This window comes from Thalassorhabdus alkalitolerans (assembly GCF_042656525.1).
GTDB classification, from domain to species: domain Bacteria; phylum Bacillota; class Bacilli; order Bacillales; family Marinococcaceae; genus Thalassorhabdus; species Thalassorhabdus alkalitolerans.
Map to the genome: position 1 here is coordinate 653,545 of NZ_JBHSOZ010000003.1, position 15,379 is coordinate 668,923.

The following is a 15,379-nucleotide window of genomic DNA, read 5'->3' on the forward strand; positions in this document are numbered from 1 at the left end:
ACTCATCAGGCACTACAGGGGGCTTTGTTTTTCTGCTGCTTGTTTTCTCGCTTCTTCTTTAATCGCTCGGCGCAGTATCTTTCCTACATTGGTTTTTGGCAGCTGCTGTCTGCTCTCAATGTAGCTTGGCACCTTATAGGCCGCCATATTCTGTCTGCAAAATGAGATCAGTTCTTCTTCTGTGGCGCTTTTGCCATCTTTAAAAACAACCACGGCTTTCACGGCTTCTCCCTTATATTTGTCCGGAATCCCAACGGCCACAGCCTCCTGTACCGCTTCATGCTCATACAGGACTTCTTCGATGTCTCTCGGGTAGATATTGTATCCGCTTGCGATAATTAAATCCTTTTTCCGATCAACAATATAAAGATAACCATCTTCATCCATCTTCCCAATATCTCCCGTATACAGCCAGCCGTTCCGAAGAGCTATGGTGGTTTCTTCAGGCATGTTCCAGTACCCTTTCATCACCTGGGGACCCTTAATGATGACTTCCCCTGTCTCACCAGCCTTCAATTCCTTTGTCCCTTCTCCTAAATCTACAATTTTACATTCAGTAGAAGGAAGAGGAATTCCTACACTTCCTGGTTTTCTTTCGCCAAAGGACGGATTAACATGGGTTGTGGGAGAGGTTTCTGACAGACCATACCCTTCAAGTATGGTGGAGCTTGTTTTATTTTCAAAGGACCTCATCAATTCTAAAGGCATCGGAGCGCTCCCGCTGTTGCATACTTTAATGCTGTCGATTCCATAGCTCTCTGCCTCAGGATGACTGTTAAGGGCTACGTACATCGTTGGAACTCCCGGAAATGAAGTGGGCTGCTCTCGTTTAATCGTCTCAAGGACTTCTTCCAGTTCAAAACGAGGGAGCATAACGCTGAGTGAACCGGAATAGACTGATAGATTCATGCATGCCGTCATTCCGAATACGTGAAACAAAGGAATTACAGTTAAATACCTTTCTTCTCCCTTCTTTAGATCATGCTTAAAGAACTCATAGGTTTGTGTCAGATTCGCGATAAGATTCCTGTGAGTAAGCGTCGCTCCTTTTGAGCGCCCTGTTGTGCCTCCAGTATATTGTAAAACTGCTGTATCTTCTTCAGGGTTGATCTTTGGCGGCTCAACCTTATCTGTTCCAGAAGCCAGAAAGTGGGAAAATGGAATATAATCCTCTTCTTCTGATCCTTCCTTCCCCTTCAGGTCCACAGTTACAACCTTCTCTAATGATAGACTGTCTTGAACCTTTTCAAGTACAGGAAGAAGATCCTTATATATGACAAGTACTCTTGCACCAGAATCATTTAAAATGTGGGTCAGCTCCCGGCCTACCAGCATCGGATTAACCTGCGTGACCACAGCACCGGCGGTAAGGATGCCATAATAGCTGATAACATATTGAGGGCAGTTAGGAAGCATAATCGCCACTCGGTCCCCTTTTTTTATTCCTTTTTCCTGAAGGGCGGAAGCAAAGGCAGAGGTTCTGTACTGAAGCTCTTTATAAGTCATTGTCTGTCCATAAAACGACAACGCTTCCTTTTCCCCATATTTTCTTACAGTGTCCTGCAGCATGTCTGGAATTGAAATCTCAGGTATATCAACTTCATGCGGGATATCTTCAGCATAATGCTTCAGCCATACGTTTGGCATATCAACCACCTCCATGAGATTCTAACCACTGTCTGGTTTAAAGGCGCCTTTCCCGTGATTTGATTAAAGGGCATTCATTCCCCCGTCTACAGCTATCGTTTCCCCTGTCACGTAATCTGAGGCTCTGGAAGCCAAAAACAATGCTGCTCCCATTAAGTCCTCGTCTCCTCCTAACCGTTTCAGAGGTGTTCGTTCAATAATCATCTCTTCCCCTTGTTCAAGAAGACCTTTTGACATTTTTGTTGGAAAAAAACCAGGAGCAATGGCATTCACATTAATATTATCCGGACCTAACTTGGCAGCCAGGTCTTTCGTGAAAGTAATCACTGCACCTTTGCTTGCATTGTAGCCGATCGTGTCCATAAACCTGGGATCAGATCCGTTTAACCCTGCCACAGAAGCAATATTAATGATTTTCCCTCTTTTGCGTTCAATCATATGTCCAGCTGCAGCCTTTGACATAAGGAATGCACCTGTGACATTTACATTCATTACTTTTTGAAAGGCTTCGAGTGGCATCTCAAGGAAAGGAGCTCCCCAGGTTGCGCCACTATTATTCACCAGAATATCAATCGAGCCAAATTCCTTCATCGTTTCTTCCACCACATGGTTGACTTGCTCTTCATTTGTGACATCACAAGCTAATGCAAGAGTTTTCACCCCTTTCTCTTTGCAAAGTTCAGCCACTTCTTCGCACGCGTCTACCTTTCTGGAACAAACGACAATATTAGCTCCGGCATCCGCAAAGGCAAGCGCCATTTGTCTGCCAAGACCTCGTCCTCCCCCGGTGACAATGGCTGTCTGGCCCTGTAATCCAAATAAGCTTTCTATTCTGCTATCCATAATCAACCACCCTTAGGATGAAATTTTTAAAAGTAAACGGTTACATTTTCCTTCACAAAACCTCCTGCTTTCGTTTCGTGCGTTGTTCTTTTAACTCCAGCCTGGCGATTGACCTTCTATGGACCTCATCGGGGCCATCAGCCAACCGTAATGTTCTAATGCCTGCAAAAGAATTAGCTAATGGAAAATCTTCGCTGACCCCTGCTGCGCCTAATGCTTGAATTGCCCGGTCAAGAACCTTCAAAGCAATGTTTGGAGCTACAACCTTGATCATGGCGATTTCTTTTTTGGCTACTTTATTTCCAACTTTGTCCATCATGTCAGCGGCTTTCAGCACAAGAAGCCTTGCCTGTTCAATTTCTATCCTGGAATCTGCAATCCATTCTTGAATGACCCCTTGCTCAGCAAGTGTCTTTCCAAAGGTAACTCTGCTGTCCACTCTCTCGCAAAGTATTTCTAATGCTCTTTCTGCAGCCCCGATTGTTCTCATGCAATGGTGAATCCTGCCAGGACCCAGTCTGCCTTGAGCTATGGCAAACCCTTTCCCTTCCCCAAGCAGAATGTTTTCTTTAGGTACCCGGACATTTTCAAAGGTGATTTCTGCATGACCATGAGGAGCATCATCATACCCAAATACCGGGAGCATTCGTTCTACTTGAATTCCTGGTGTATTCATAGGCACCAGAATTATGGATTGCTGTTCATGCTTCGGTGCATCCGGATTGGTTTTCCCCATAAATATGAGGATCTCGCAACGTGGATCTCCCGCTCCGGAAGACCACCATTTTCTCCCGTTTATAATATATTCATTTCCGTCTTCCCGGATATCAGCTTGGATATTGGTAGCGTCTGATGAAGCGATATCAGGTTCTGTCATGCAAAATGCAGATCTGATTTCCCCCTCCAGTAGCGGCTTCAGCCACCTTTTTTTGTGTTCTTCACTCCCATACCTGACCAGCACTTCCATATTACCGGTATCCGGCGCATTGCAATTAAAGACTTCAGGAGCGATAGCTGATCTTCCCATGATTTCACATAAAGGAGCGTATTCAAGGTTTGTGAGCCCAGACCCAAGGTCACTTTCAGGTAAAAATAAATTCCAAAGCCCTTTTTCTCTTGCTTTTTTCTTTAATTCTTCCATAATTGGAGGTATCGAAGAAAAACGGCCTCCTTGATTATTTAACTGTTCTTTGTAGGTTTGTTCATTTGGATAAACATAACGTTCCATAAAATCCTGGATTTCTTTTTGAAGATATTCTACTTTTTCGCTATAGGTAAAGTTCATTTTCTTCCTCCCTTCATACTAACCGGTCAGTATGTTTAAGCCATAAAAAAAAACCTATGAAATTAAGTTTTCAAATTTTAACAATTAGGTTCTCTTTAAATATAATGTCTGGTTGTAAAAAAATCAATATATTATTTAAATTTTCTAACTATTAAAATTTTCATTAGCTTGCTTGCTCTTGTTATTAAACAGCAAAACTCTCTACTTCTTCATGTTATAACCTAATAAAAAGGCTGTTGAGAAGTCTTTCTCAACAGCCTTTCTGCCTCCATGCCAAAGGTAATTGTTTTCCACTATTAAAACTCTGTTATCAGTTTATTAATAAGCTCCGGCTGTTCATGAAGGATCCAGTGAGTAGAATCTCCCACTAGAATTAACTCACCATCCAAGCAGTAATTCATGCTTTTCTTTGCTGATTTCACAGTCAAAAAGTGATCTTCGATGCCCCAAATCATTCTCGTAGGGACTGTAACATCCGGAGATGTGATAGTCATCCCCTTACTAAATATTGCCCGATACCAGTTCAGCATGGAAGAAATCGCTCCTGGAGGCGACCATGCATCTTTGTAGTAGTCCATATCCCCAGAGGAAAACGTTCCAGGTTTACTTGAGGAATACATTGTTTTCTCCAGTGTTTTATAATCGTTTGCCTGAAGTAATTTTTCCGGCCATGAAGGAAGCTGAAAAAACAGCATGTAACTGCTTTTTGCCAGTTGGGATGGGTGGCAGGCCATCACAGCTGGCATAACACTTGGGTGAGGGATGTTAATAGGTATAAATTTTTCCACGTATTCTGGTTTCGTTGCAGCAAGGTACCACCCTACAGCTCCTCCCCAATCATGACCAATTATGACCGCTTTTGTTTTTTCGAAATAGTTTATGAGACCAATAATATCATCTCTTAATAGATCTATAGAATAATCCTCTACTTCAGGTGGCTTGTCGCTTAAATTATAACCACGCTGATCAGGTACTACTACCCGGTAGCCTTGCTTGGCCAAAGGCTCAATCTGATTTCTCCACCCATACCAAAATTCCGGAAAACCATGGAGAAGGATAACGAGAGGGCCATCTGCCGGACCCGCCAAAGCTACATGGAGAGTAATTCCGTTCACCTTCACAAACTTAAACTCTACATCTGCCGCCATACTCCACACACCTTTACTGCATAATGAAAAGGGCGGCTGTTACGCCGTCCCTTTTTTGCTTTCTGTCGGCCGTGCTTACGCTATCGTTTTGACCTTTACCCATTTTTGATCATAAGAGCTAATATTTAAAGCTTCACAAATAAGATCTATAGAAATACCGAGATCTGAAGCGAGCATTACTTTTGCTAAATCTATTGCCACCTTTTCATCATCAAAAGGGGTAACCTCTACTTCGACACTAAGGTTATAAGAGCCTCCCAGGAAAAAGGTTACTTCTTTTTTTTCACAACCCTTGTTTTCTTCGGTAATTTCCTTCTCATCTGTTTTTCTGTGTCTATCTGCTTCCACCCACTGTGACTTAATCATTCTCTGTAAGGTATTTTCGGTAAACTCTCCGACAATTTCACATCTGCCATCCTTTTTATCTTCAACAATAATGCGCAGTGAACCGTTAGTCCATATCCAGCAGCAAGATCCTTCGTGAGCTTTATTGTCCTCTTTATCAAAATGGGTTAAACAGCTGAATCCATTTTCTTTGAGCTCGGAAAACGTCTTAATTTCCGCAAGCATGGGCTTTATTTGATTATGCATCGGAAAACACCTCGCACTCTTTAACCAACGTACTTATTAATTACCCTTTTTTCTGCTAAACTATTCCTTACATCATTATGCCTTGTTTTACCTTTTTTCTGGTCGATAAGTTGACACTAAAATTCCATTCCCATCTTATGAGTTGACAAACCTGTTTTCTTCTTAAATTAAAAAAGACTTCATTGAAAATGCTTCAAAACTCAGTCAAGGGTCCGCCCACCAGAAAACCTACGCCATCGCTAAATTTATTGCATTTACTCCCCCATCATTTGTTCTGGCCGGTGGAAGCTGGCTGCAGAAAAACAAAAAACTGTCTTCTGCAACGTATACGTTACAAGAAGACAGTTTCTCTAGTCTTATCCTTCAGTTTCTTGTTCTTTCTTGTGGGCTCGAAGCCTGATCTTATATGTTCCCAAAACAGCTGCTGCAATTAAGAGTGACTCTACAATCGGCATACCAATTGCAAAGATCGTTAAAGGTAAGGCACCTGCTAATAAAGCAGCATAAACAATCACATTTTTCAGGATAGGAAGTTTGCGTGCAAATCCCAAATTAAACACAAGGATACAAGTAATCACTACTGCTGCATATAAGGCCCAGAAACCAAACACAGGATTTTCGTGCACTTGTAATAACCCGGCAAACCAAGAGAGGTCATCTCTGGTCACATTAACCTCTTCATTCATCTTCCATTCACCTCACAGCGACACAATACGGCTGCAAACATTCTTAGGTTAAGAATTTTTCTTTGCAAGCTTTTTTCTTTTTTCTTCACGTTCTCTCATGCTTTTATCTAATATTTTTTTACGAAGACGGATGGATTCTGGTGTAACCTCACAATACTCATCTTCATTTAAATATTCAAGAGCTTCTTCTAATGTCAGAATTCTTGGGCGCTTCATTGTAACGGTGCTTTCTTTAGTAGCAGAACGAATGTTGGTCTGCTGCTTTAATTTCGTAATGTTTACCGTTAAATCATTATCCCGGTTATGCTCCCCTACAATCATGCCTTCGTAGATTTCTGTTCCGGGCTCTAAAAACAGAGTTCCACGGTCTTCTACTTGGAGCATGCCATACGGAGTAGCTTTTCCTGTTTCCATAGAAACAAGAACGCCCTGGCGCCGTCCTCCGACTTGCCCCTGGGCAACCGGCTGATAACCATCGAAGGCATGATTTAGTATTCCATATCCTTTTGTCTGTGCCATAAACTCAGTAGTGTAGCCAATCAATCCACGAGATGGAATAATAAAGTCCATGCGTACTTGTCCATCACCTTTGTTGACCATATCAATCATTTCACCTTTACGCTCACCTAATGACTCCATGACTGCTCCGGTATAATCTTCAGGAACATCAACTTGAGCTCTTTCTACAGGTTCACAAAGTACTCCATCCACTTCTTTGATAATTACTTCAGGCTTTGATACTTGCAGCTCATAGCCTTCCCGTCTCATATTTTCAATAAGGATGGATAAGTGCAGCTCACCTCTCCCGGAAACTTTCCAGACTTCAGGTGATTCTGTATTTTCCACACGAAGGCTGACATCAGTTTCAAGCTGAGTTTTTAATCTCTCCTCAAGCTTTCGGCTTGTTACATAGCTACCCTCACGCCCGGCAAATGGGCTGTTGTTTACAAGGAAGGTCATTTGCAGGGTCGGCTCGTCAATTCTCACCGGCTCTAATGGTTCCTGGTGCTCTACAGGTGTAATTGTTTCACCAACATTAATATCTTCCACACCTGCAATTGCAATTAAGTCTCCAGCTTTTGCTTCATCAATTTCCATACGCTTTAGACCCATAAAGCCAAACAGCTTGGTGACACGGAAATTTTTCGTGCTGCCGTCACGCTTAATAAGTGTTGCCTGATCTCCTGTTTTGATTGTTCCGCGAAAAACCCTTCCTACCCCGATTCTTCCAAGGTAGTCATTATAATCAAGCATCGTGACCTGGAACTGAAACGGCTCACTGCTGTTATCTTCTGGAGCAGGAACGTTTTCGACAATGGTCTCAAACAAAACCGTCATATCATCATCCTGCTTTGCCGGGTCAGCACTCGCTGTTCCGTTTATCGCAGAGGCATATACTACTGGAAAATCAAGCTGCTCTTCATCCGCACCAAGCTCAATAAATAAGTCCAGTACTTCATCTACTACTTCTTCTGGTCGAGCTGCATCTCTGTCGATTTTGTTTAGAACTACCAGTGGAGTCAGCTTTTGCTCCAGAGCTTTTTTCAATACAAAACGTGTCTGAGGCATACAGCCCTCATAAGCATCAACAACAAGGAGAACGCCATCAACCATTTTTAATATGCGTTCTACTTCCCCGCCAAAATCAGCGTGTCCAGGTGTATCCATAATATTGATTCTTGTATCCTGGTACCGGACTGCTGTATTTTTTGCCAGAATTGTAATACCCCGTTCTCTTTCTATATCATTGTTGTCCATGGCCCGTTCGTCTACCTGCTCATTTTCTCTGAACGTGCCGGACTGTTTCAACAATTCATCAACAAGTGTAGTTTTCCCATGGTCTACATGGGCAATAATCGCTATATTGCGTAAATCTGTTCGTACATCCATTAGTTATTAATCGCTCCTCATTCGTACAAAATTCCTCAACTGTATCATTATAGCACACGGTGGAAATGTATTCAGCAAATGATGAATGTTTTTCCTTATCTGCTGCCGGGCCTTTAATAAGATTCACCCAAAAAGCCGGCACAGGACCTCCCTCTCCCCGGTACATGCATGACCTCTTATTTCTTCACACCGCTTTTATTTTCTTTCAAAACACGTTACACTAAACACATAAACATTCTTCTATGGTCTGACTGTTATGCAACCCGGGTACATATTTTACTCCCCATTGGCCGGGCACCTTTTTTACCAGACCTTTGAATTAATGAATAAAAAAATTCAAGCAGGTGAAAAAATGACAAAGTCAAAATGGATTTTCTTATCCTTAGCTGTTCTTGCTACTATAGCCATTATGGGTTTTGGAGTAGCAGTTGCAGAAAGAAGTTTTCTTATTGCTCTTGTTTCCTTTGTCGGTCTTTATTTTTCTTTTAAATACGCTCGTGTGGTCAGAAACAGCTTGGAAGACGATAACTCTATGGAAGAAGAAGCTGCAAAAAAAGTGGAGTAGCCGTGAGGCTCTCCACTTTTTATATTATTGTGCCGACACATAGGAAATCAGGTCTTCATGTATACCAGGGCGCGCAGCAATGAGTGAACTTGTACCTAAAAGAGGAAGCTCTTCTCCGTCGAAGGAAGTAAGCAGCGCTCCCACTTCTTTTAATATGACTGCTCCCCCTGCATAATCCCAAGGAGATAAACGGAAACTGACATAGGCATCAAGCCTGCCGGCTGCCACATAAGCGAGTTCTATCGCCGCAGATCCGTACGAACGAATTCCCCGTACATCTTTTACCAACCTGTGAAGGGATCCATCTTCAACGCTCGTTTCCTTTAACAGCCACCTTGCGTTTAAGCCCACAATCGATTCATTTATGTTGCCTTTTGTTAACGATTGAAGAGGGGAATCATTCAGATAAGCTCCCTCACCGTTTACAGCAGTGAAGCATTCATCATCCATCACATTATAAATAATGCCAACACGTTCCTGTCCATTTTCAAAAATCCCCAGGGAAATTGAAAAATTATACTTTTGGTGGACAAAATTTGTTGTTCCGTCAATCGGATCAATAATCCATATTATTCCTTCCGTGGACGTTAGCTCATCACCTCTTCCCTCTTCCCCAAGAACAAGGTGAGCAGGGTAATGATTTTTTATTTTATCAGTCAAAAACTGTTCAATTTCATGGTCCATCTGTGTGACTAAATCATTGGGGTTGGATTTAGCCTGTACATCAAGAGGGTTGTTTAAAGAGCTCCTTAATATGTCTCCGCTTTCTTTAATCCACATTTCAGCTTCTATTTTTACCTTATTCCACTCCATAGATTTCATGGTCTCCCCTCTATTCTCTTTCTAGTATGTATTGTTCCTTATTATGCCATAAATTTATGTAACGTAATAGAGAAAGGCTTTTTTGTCCTGTCAGAAACCTTTAAACCAAAAAAAAGCAGGCTCTCTGCCCGCTTTGTATCCTTTAATTCTATTTTCACACTTCTAGTCTGATTAGTTCTTTGCGAAGAATCTCAAGCCGGTTCTTGCACTCTTTCATCGCGTCAAGATCTTCTTCGAGCATGGCATCATGTAAAGTTGCGAGTTCATAATCAATTTCTAGACGCAGAACAGGAATACGTTCTTCAGCATCAGTTCTTTTGAATGTTTGAATCACTTGTTCCATGGTCATCCACACCCCTTTTTTCGTAATATAATCTCTAGAAAACTGAAAAAATTATATTACTGATTCATTTAACTAAATATTCTGAAATATTTATTGTTATCATTGTATCATACTTTTCGAAAAATTCAAACGAATCTCTCAATAAATATTTTCTCTCTTTCCTTTTAGAAGCGGACTCCAGCTCCTTCATTTCGACTCCTGTCCCTATTTATTTGCTTTAGCTGCTGCTAAAAAGCTATTATAAAAAAGAATAGAATACTTGTAAGGAGGTTTTGAATGATGACTATTCAAGGCTTTACAAAAAAAGACTTCGATGTTTTTACCATTGACGGGCTGGATGAAAGAATGGAAGCAATCAAAAGCACGGTGCGCCCTAAACTTGAAGCTGCAGGAGAATATTTTGCTCCGGCTATTTCTTCAATGACTGGCGACGAAATGTTCTACCATGTGGCAAAGCACGCCAGAAGAAAAGTTAATCCTCCTGATGACACATGGGTTGCTTTTGCTGATAATAAAAGAGGCTATAAAAAGCTTCCTCATTTTCAAATAGGGTTATTTGAAAGTCATCTTTTTGTGTGGTTCTCTGTAATTTATGAATCTCCAATTAAAGGTGCTTTGGCAGACCAGTTGTTTCAAAAGGAAGAGATACTACATAATATTCCAGACCATTATGTGTGGTCAATGGATCATACAAAACCAGACGCGGAACTTCAAAAAAATCTTTCCGCCCAAGACAGGCTAACCATGATTGACAGGCTGAAAAGTGTAAAAAAATCTGAGCTTTTGTGTGGTATTCATTTAAATCGGGATGATGAAAGAGTGCAGGACGGGGAAAAACTCACACAAGTGATCGAGGAGACATTCGAAACCGTTCTGCCTCTTTACAGAACCGCTAAGGAAGTACATGCAAATATCTGACAAACCTAAGGCAAGGGAGAAGTACGATCCCTTGCCTTTTTCTTACCTCACTTTCACTTTCGTACCTGGCTCAGTCTTTCTCGCAGTCTGAACCGCTTTCCAGCAGGAAACTCCTGCCTCCTGGTCAAATTGACGAAAAAGCTGTTTTTCCTCACTTTTAGAAGGCACAATCTCTTTAAATCGATTGTATAACGCTAAAATATCTTCTCTGTAAACGGCATTGAAGTGAGCTTTTTCAATAATATGAAAAAAATTAACTACATCAGCTACCTCTTCCTTTGACCAGTCCATTGAGACCGGCATGGGGATGTTTGTTTCCATATCCAAAAAACCTCCTTAGTCCTTCCCCCATTTCAGCCTTATATCGGATGCTTCATTTATGATGCGGTCAAAGAGCTCCTTTACACTGGGACAGTCATTTATTCTTCCCATAACCTGGCCTGCCCAGCCAAAGCCTTCTTTTTCCTTACCCTCATAAATAAAATGCTTATTTGCTTCTCCGCTTATAAGATCTTTTAAGGCTTCATAGGAAGGCGATACCTTTTCGGTTTCTAGTATTTTATCCGTCCATACGCTTTTTAATGCCCGGGCTGGCGCACCTATTGAGCGCTTAATCACCACGGTATCACTTTCCGTTCCGGTCATCAAGGCTTGTTTATAGGCTGGGTGGGCATGAACACATTCTTTCGTAGCTATAAACCTGGTCCCCATTTCAATGCCTTCCGCTCCAAGCGCTAAAGAGGCCATTAATCCCCTGCCATCGCCAATGCCACCTGAAGCAATAACTGGAATGGACACACTGTCAACGACTTGAGGAATAAGTACCATCGTTCCTGTATCGTGCTTTCCTAAGTGGCCCCCTCCTTCCTGCCCTACAACCATAACGGCATCTGCACCAAGTTCTTCTGCTTTTTCCGCCTGTCTTCTGGCTGCCACAAGCACCAGTTTGTTTACCTTCACACCTTCCAGGAAAGAAAAAATAGGAGCCGGGTTTCCCCCTGTCATTGTAATAGTCTCTACTCCCTCCTCAACGGCGGCTTCAAGCATATGTTCAAATGGGCGGCCATGCTGGCCAATGGCAAAGTTGACACCAAAAGAACCGTCCGTTTTTTCTCGTACTTTCTTGATCTCCTCTCGAAGTTCCTTGGGAGATGAAAGAGACATTGCCGTAATTTGTCCCAGTCCTCCCGCATTTGACACTGCTGCCGCTAGATCAGAATAAGCTAAGTAAGCCAGTCCTCCTTGTACAATAGGATACTTAATATTAAGAAGTTCAGACACTCTTGTTTTCCATTCCATTTTATCTTACTCCTTTCTCCCTCAAGTTCCGTTGTTTTTGTTGAGTCTAGAGCATACAATATGTCTTTTTTCGATTCATACCTTCTTATATCCTTTTTTAATTTTCAATACCTGACGTTTTTTGATATAATCTCATTGTTTTAAGTCATGTTTCTACTATTTTCAGGGGGTTAACGATGAGTTCGCAATGGAAAACACCTTTATTTACTGCACTGAAAGACCATGCCGAAAAAGAACCCGTTCAATTTCACATCCCGGGTCACAAAAAAGGGAAAGGAATGGACGAAGAGTTCAGTTCTTATATAGGGAAAAATGCTTTATCTTTAGATTTAATTAATATTGAGCCGCTTGATGATCTGCACCATCCCCATGGGATCATTGATGATGCACAGCAGCTTGCTGCTGAAGCCTTTGATGCCGATTACACTTTTTTTTCTATACAAGGGACAAGCGGCGCCATTATGACTATGATCTTGTCCGTGTGTACTCCAGGCGATAAAATCATCATTCCTCGAAATGTTCATAAATCAATTATGTCTGCAATCATTTTTTCCGGAGCCGTGCCAATTTTTATCCATCCAGAGCTTGACGATCAGCTAGGTATTTCTCATGGAATTACAACCGAGGCAGTGGAAAAGGCTCTGAGCCATCATCCCGATGCGAAAGGGCTCTTAGTCATTAATCCCACTTATTTTGGGGTAGCAGCAGATTTGGCATCTATTGTTGAGATTGCCCATTCCTACGACGTTCCTGTTCTCGTAGATGAAGCTCACGGTGTTCATATCCACTTCCATGAATCCCTCCCTTTATCCGCCATGCAGGCAGGAGCTGATATGGCGGCAACGAGTGTGCATAAACTGGGAGGTTCCATGACCCAAAGCTCCGTCCTTAACGTGAGAAAAGGCCTTGTCTCTCCTCAAAGAGTGCAATCCATTATGAGCATGCTGACAACTACCTCAACATCTTATCTTCTCCTTGCTTCTCTTGATGCAGCAAGAAAGCATTTAGCCACTCAAGGAAGAGATCTGCTTGAAAAGACGATGAGACTGGCGAATCAAACCCGCAGCTCGTTAAATGAGATTAAAGGGATTTCCTGTACTGATTTTTCCAATAACAATAGCAAAGCTGTCCATTCATTTGATCCAACAAAGCTGTTAATCTCTGTTTATGATCTAGGAATAACCGGATACGAAGCAGAATTATGGCTGCGTACTCATTATAATATCGAGGTTGAACTTTCGGATCTGTATAACATTTTATGTATTGTGTCTTTTGGTGACAGCGAGAAAGAGACATCTTTGCTCGTTAAAGCAATACAGCGTATGTCCCTTGAAAAGGAAGCAGTCCATAAAGAAACAGAAGTAACTTCTCTTTCTCTCCCTGATATCCCAACGCTGTCCATGCTTCCTAGGGATGCTTTTTACACAGATACAGAATTGATCCCTTTTTATGAAACCGCAGGAAGAATTATTGCTGAGTTTATTATGGTTTATCCGCCTGGGATTCCAATTCTTCTGCCCGGCGAAATTATTACAGAAGAAAACCTAATCTACATTGAAAAAAACATGAAAGCAGGCCTCCCTGTCCAAGGACCCGAGGATCCAAGCCTGCAAAAAATTAAAGTTATTAAAGAGCACAAACCAATCATATAAATTAAAAAAAGAAGGCTATGTAAAAGCCTTCTTTTTATATATGTGTTATTTTTTTGTGACTTTCTTTGTTTCACATTTCTCACAGTCACTGCTCACCGCGTAGAGAGTGGCCACCTTTTCTCCATCAAAGTGCTCAATTGTACGATTACAAGTTTGGCAAACGATGATTCCCATTGAACCCATCTCCTTTTTGAAAGCGTTTAATGTTTTGTTACTATTATATTATTATGTCACATTAAAAATGTCAACAATAAATTGTATAACACATTTATAGTAAAATACCTAATTAATAAATTTATTATTATCAATAGGTTTAAAAAAGAGGGACTCCTTTTGGAAGTCCCTCTTTTCTGGTATTAAATTCTTGATATCTTTAGGTCACTTACATACACACCGGTTTACTTATATAATTACCACTAGACTCGTTATCATGTTATTAGAAAAGCCCCTCAGCTCTTTTCACTCCTCATACGACCGTAAGATGACCTCTTTGGCTGCCATGTCTGAATTACTTGGCCTGAAGTCTAGTGGATGGCAGAGATTCCTTTAAATACGCAGCCACTTCTTCTCCTGCCTTCCTGCTTGATAGTTGAAAAGCGAGCTGTATATTGCATGAGCTCAAAAGATCTTCATCACCGAGCAATGTGGAACGCCCCGTTTGCATACAAACGACGAGAGGCTTTCCAAAAAACATATTTGTGTAGATAACTCCAAAGTCATAACGTCCTTCTGAGGTGGCCATCCCCACATAAGTGACATTAGCTTGTTCTTGTTCCTCATACAAATATTTTGGAAAATTCATGTAAGCCCCTCCTTTGAATGTATAATTTTTCTTCATTATAAAAGGAGACAGGAACAGCAACTACAAGTTTGTCACTTTATATACCACCTTTTGTTTATTTTCTTCATAAATAAAATAAAACAGAGCAGACCTGCTCTGTTTTTGTAGCGCTCAGGAAGCGTTTCGTCCTTGAAAACGAGGTACCCTGGATGATAAAAATCTGCTGACTTCTTCCATGAACAGTAAGTCTTCTTCTTCTATCCTGTATTTTCCGTGGGGAACTCCAACGATAAAGATACCAAGAAGCTGGCAGCCTTTATAAAAGGGTGATAATAAGTAATGCTTATCTATCTCATAATAAACGGTAATGGATCCCCTGATAGCACAAAGACTTAATGGTTTGTGGCCAAAAGGCACAGAAGCTGGCATATGCCACGCTTTACCGCTGCAATTCTTCACAAACTCATTCCAATGATTCTCATATATTGCACAGCAGAAATCCTCAGGCAAGCTGTCAAAGTTGTAGACAATACGGCTGAAAAAATCATCCAGGGATTCAGCATAATCAAAGGAAAGACCGATTTCCATCCTTAACTCATCTAATATTTCAGGCTTGTTCATCATTCCCCTCCCCCGCTTACGTTAGCTTATATCTATGCTTCTCCTTGATTTCTACCGATAGAATAGCACAAAAGAAAACCCTTGAGGAGGGAAATTTTCACTTTCGTCAATACTATAAAAAAGTTCTTTTTATTCGACGTTCTTTGATGTATTTTTCTATCAGCTATATACCTTTTCGCAAAAAAAGAACTGCCTCCTTACTTCATTTTTTAGAAGGCAATCCTTTTTCCTTTATATGTTTCATTCTGCACGGAAGGAATAAAACTACCGGCGCGTTATCCATTTTTG

The 15,379-nt window shown here is 41.3% G+C and carries 17 protein-coding genes; 3 read left to right on the top strand and 14 right to left on the bottom strand.

Going from position 1 to position 15,379, the window contains the following annotated elements; translation table 11 throughout:
* Positions 1–12: 12 nt before the first annotated feature.
* The 7 genes from ACFPU1_RS05900 to typA form a co-directional block, all read right to left on the bottom strand.
* Positions 13–1,647, bottom strand: coding sequence for a long-chain-fatty-acid--CoA ligase (locus ACFPU1_RS05900; protein WP_385939421.1), 1,635 nt, complete (start codon positions 1,645–1,647; stop codon positions 13–15).
* Positions 1,648–1,710: 63 nt separating this feature from the next.
* On the bottom strand, positions 1,711–2,490 hold the full coding sequence (locus ACFPU1_RS05905; RefSeq protein WP_385939423.1) for an SDR family oxidoreductase: 780 nt from the start codon (positions 2,488–2,490) through the stop codon (positions 1,711–1,713).
* A 52-nt stretch (positions 2,491–2,542) separates the two neighbouring features.
* Positions 2,543–3,775 carry an acyl-CoA dehydrogenase gene (locus ACFPU1_RS05910; RefSeq protein WP_385939425.1) on the bottom strand — a complete coding sequence of 411 codons (1,233 nt, stop codon included), beginning with the start codon at positions 3,773–3,775 and terminating at the stop codon, positions 2,543–2,545.
* Between the two features lie 296 nt (positions 3,776–4,071).
* Positions 4,072–4,923, bottom strand: coding sequence for an alpha/beta fold hydrolase (locus ACFPU1_RS05915; protein ID WP_385939427.1), 852 nt, complete (start codon positions 4,921–4,923; stop codon positions 4,072–4,074).
* 75 nt (positions 4,924–4,998) lie between these two features.
* Positions 4,999–5,514, bottom strand: a complete 516-nt coding sequence (locus ACFPU1_RS05920; protein ID WP_385939429.1) for a hypothetical protein — start codon at positions 5,512–5,514, stop codon at positions 4,999–5,001.
* Between the two features lie 356 nt (positions 5,515–5,870).
* Positions 5,871–6,200 (bottom strand): YlaH-like family protein, encoded by a 330-nt coding sequence (locus ACFPU1_RS05925; protein WP_100399494.1) that lies wholly within the window; start codon positions 6,198–6,200, stop codon positions 5,871–5,873.
* Positions 6,201–6,248: 48 nt separating this feature from the next.
* Positions 6,249–8,090 carry a translational GTPase TypA gene (gene typA, locus ACFPU1_RS05930; protein WP_100399495.1) on the bottom strand — a complete coding sequence of 614 codons (1,842 nt, stop codon included), beginning with the start codon at positions 8,088–8,090 and terminating at the stop codon, positions 6,249–6,251.
* Between the two features lie 352 nt (positions 8,091–8,442).
* Here typA and ACFPU1_RS05935 point away from each other — a divergent pair, with 352 nt between their 5' ends.
* Positions 8,443–8,655 (top strand): DUF5325 family protein, encoded by a 213-nt coding sequence (locus ACFPU1_RS05935; protein WP_054635198.1) that lies wholly within the window; start codon positions 8,443–8,445, stop codon positions 8,653–8,655.
* 24 nt (positions 8,656–8,679) lie between these two features.
* On the opposite strand, the gene ACFPU1_RS05940 is transcribed toward ACFPU1_RS05935, so the two are convergent.
* Positions 8,680–9,468 (bottom strand): inositol monophosphatase family protein, encoded by a 789-nt coding sequence (locus tag ACFPU1_RS05940; protein ID WP_385939432.1) that lies wholly within the window; start codon positions 9,466–9,468, stop codon positions 8,680–8,682.
* 163 nt (positions 9,469–9,631) lie between these two features.
* Positions 9,632–9,820 carry a hypothetical protein gene (locus ACFPU1_RS05945; protein WP_054635197.1) on the bottom strand — a complete coding sequence of 63 codons (189 nt, stop codon included), beginning with the start codon at positions 9,818–9,820 and terminating at the stop codon, positions 9,632–9,634.
* A 279-nt stretch (positions 9,821–10,099) separates the two neighbouring features.
* Between ACFPU1_RS05945 and ACFPU1_RS05950 the strand changes: the two genes are divergently transcribed.
* The gene (locus tag ACFPU1_RS05950; RefSeq protein ID WP_385940478.1) at positions 10,100–10,738 is read left to right on the top strand and encodes a YktB family protein; all 639 of its coding nucleotides are present in this window, start codon (positions 10,100–10,102) and stop codon (positions 10,736–10,738) included.
* A gap of 42 nt (positions 10,739–10,780) precedes the next feature.
* On the opposite strand, the gene ACFPU1_RS05955 is transcribed toward ACFPU1_RS05950, so the two are convergent.
* Positions 10,781–11,059, bottom strand: coding sequence for a UPF0223 family protein (locus ACFPU1_RS05955; RefSeq protein WP_054635196.1), 279 nt, complete (start codon positions 11,057–11,059; stop codon positions 10,781–10,783).
* A gap of 15 nt (positions 11,060–11,074) precedes the next feature.
* The gene (locus ACFPU1_RS05960) at positions 11,075–12,037 is read right to left on the bottom strand and encodes an NAD(P)H-dependent flavin oxidoreductase (protein WP_385939434.1); all 963 of its coding nucleotides are present in this window, start codon (positions 12,035–12,037) and stop codon (positions 11,075–11,077) included.
* A gap of 176 nt (positions 12,038–12,213) precedes the next feature.
* On the opposite strand from ACFPU1_RS05960, the gene ACFPU1_RS05965 reads away from it, so the two are divergent.
* A complete protein-coding gene (locus tag ACFPU1_RS05965) occupies positions 12,214–13,689 on the top strand; it encodes an aminotransferase class I/II-fold pyridoxal phosphate-dependent enzyme (protein WP_385939436.1) in 1,476 nt (491 codons plus the stop codon).
* A gap of 45 nt (positions 13,690–13,734) precedes the next feature.
* Here the strand turns inward: ACFPU1_RS05965 and ACFPU1_RS05970 are convergent, their stop codons facing one another.
* The 3 genes from ACFPU1_RS05970 to ACFPU1_RS05980 all read right to left on the bottom strand — a co-directional run bounded on the left by ACFPU1_RS05970 (position 13,735) and on the right by ACFPU1_RS05980 (position 15,091).
* On the bottom strand, positions 13,735–13,863 hold the full coding sequence (locus ACFPU1_RS05970; protein WP_083465239.1) for a GapA-binding peptide SR1P: 129 nt from the start codon (positions 13,861–13,863) through the stop codon (positions 13,735–13,737).
* 334 nt (positions 13,864–14,197) lie between these two features.
* Positions 14,198–14,491 (bottom strand): DUF3055 domain-containing protein, encoded by a 294-nt coding sequence (locus ACFPU1_RS05975; protein ID WP_385939438.1) that lies wholly within the window; start codon positions 14,489–14,491, stop codon positions 14,198–14,200.
* 150 nt (positions 14,492–14,641) lie between these two features.
* Positions 14,642–15,091 (bottom strand): hypothetical protein, encoded by a 450-nt coding sequence (locus tag ACFPU1_RS05980; protein ID WP_385939440.1) that lies wholly within the window; start codon positions 15,089–15,091, stop codon positions 14,642–14,644.
* Positions 15,092–15,379: the final 288 nt, after the last annotated feature.